The sequence below is a fragment of the Bacteroides fragilis genome (assembly GCF_019583405.1).
Classification (GTDB): Bacteria; Bacteroidota; Bacteroidia; order Bacteroidales; family Bacteroidaceae; genus Bacteroides; species Bacteroides fragilis_B.
The window spans coordinates 1-1885 of the sequence record NZ_SZUU01000027.1 but is presented as its reverse complement, the minus strand read 5'-3'; the positions used below and the strand labels follow the sequence as shown (position 1 = coordinate 1885).

The 1885-nt window shown below is 40.1% G+C and carries 2 pseudogenes; both read right to left on the bottom strand.

Annotated features, from left to right (window positions below):
- Nucleotides 1-421 (bottom strand): annotated as a pseudogene (locus FDF36_RS20925) (hypothetical protein); the annotation flags it as partial.
- Between the two features lie 695 nt (nt 422-1116).
- Nucleotides 1117-1885 (bottom strand): annotated as a pseudogene (locus FDF36_RS20920) (hypothetical protein); the annotation flags it as partial.

Genomic DNA, 1885 nt, shown 5'->3' with positions numbered 1-1885 from the left:
GGAAGACATAGTCATTTCCGGACTTCCGGAAAACGATCAGCCGGAAATAAACTCCCGCAGGCACTGTCGCACGGGTACTTACGCGGGGCAGGGTGTCTTCCGTCAGTTCCATCGAGGCTATCCGGGGGCCGTCATAGTCGGGTTGCTCTCCCGTGCGTGTAGGGGAGAAAGCTTTTACTCCCACCCATTCGGCGATCAGGGGCGGGTTGTTACGGGTCGAAGCGTCGTTAAAAGAGGAAGAATGATAGTCGTTGTCACCCGTCAGACTGATATGGATGGGGATTAACTCGTCGGCAGTATCCCCGCTTTCAGGAGACAAAGGAGTCATTCTGTCATCTTCCGCGCATCCTGCCATCGAAAGGCACAAACACAGCCATAAGGCTTTACCGAAATACTCTCGCATAATAAAAGTTCTATTCATATACTATGATATTAAAGTGAATAATCGTATCAAAGACGCATTGCGGGCCTATACATCCTCGTATAAGTCCGAAAAGGCTGTTTGATACCACTTTTATTATGCGTAAGTTTGTGTATTACAATCAGATATAACGGTCCTGAATACACGGTGGTGTTTCAAAAAAGGTACGTCTTTTGAAACACCATTTTTACTCTTCGCACTGAATGCAAGGGAAATAGATAAATGATTGATAATTAAAACAATGTAGAAATATTTGCACAGATAAAAAAAGCGCCTTATCTTTGTTGCATCAGACGTACGTCTTTTGAAACACCATTTGAAAAACTAAATCTGTATTTTATAAGTCTAATTTCCAGTTTATCTCCACTACATTACAGAACTTATCTATAGCACGAAACAAACTGGCACCGGTCAAATATTCATTCAATGTCAGATTCTTTGCTATAGACAGAATGCTTTCTGTCCATAGCAAAGAATCTTGTTTCTCATTTCGTTCAACATGTATGGAAGTGCCAAGTTATCAGCACTTTTATAATCTTGTTATCATGTCTTTTATAATTGCATGTGACACAACATTGTCCTCATGCTAACCTTTGAATCAAGTTTGTTTAATAGGTTAGTTTAAAAGTGAATATTATTGTTTAATGCCTATCACAAAAAGACTAGTATTATTTAAAGAATATTCTGAAAAGTCATTAATCTCCTTTTACACAACGTACTGTTTTACCATCTTTCTTTTGGTAAGCCTGAATTTCGGCCGTTCCATTTCTTAAAAGCATAAAATACGAGACAGTTCCACCTGCATCGTCTCTACTTTGATAATACCCCTCAGTATCAGGACTTGTTGTGGCTTCAGTGCCACTACCCCCTCTATTATCATTACGAAAGCCCGCAGCAGGTAAAAAAAGACCTGTGCTACTATTCATAAACCACATGCCTTTATTAATCAATGCTTTGTTTGTACACCGAGATAGCATTGCTAAGGTATTTTTACTTGGAGTACGCCATCCTGTACCATAATATGCAGTATTCAATTTAGAGCAAGGATCTGTATTATTAGTATTTGTATTTCCGGTATAAGTACTATAAAACGTATAATAATAACCTCTATCTGTTGCAGTAGTCCACACGTAATTAGTATTTCCGGTACTCTTCAAATTTCCTGTTGCCCATCTCAACTTCGCCAAATTATTTTTATCATTCGTTGTACATCCGTTTTGTGTCAGGGTAATGTCGCTTGCCGCCAGTTGTATCCCCAATTCAAACTTCAGTGTAATGGTATAACTCCGTCCCGGCAGCAATTGCACATTCTGGCTCGAGGTGATATTCCGGTTATTCGCATTGAAGTAATTACTAAGTTTCAACGTACCGATATGTACCGTGATTGCCCGGGAACCCGAGAAAGGAACTAACCGCACAGTGGCAGTCGAATTATTGGCTATACTGAATGTGGACGTATTTCCG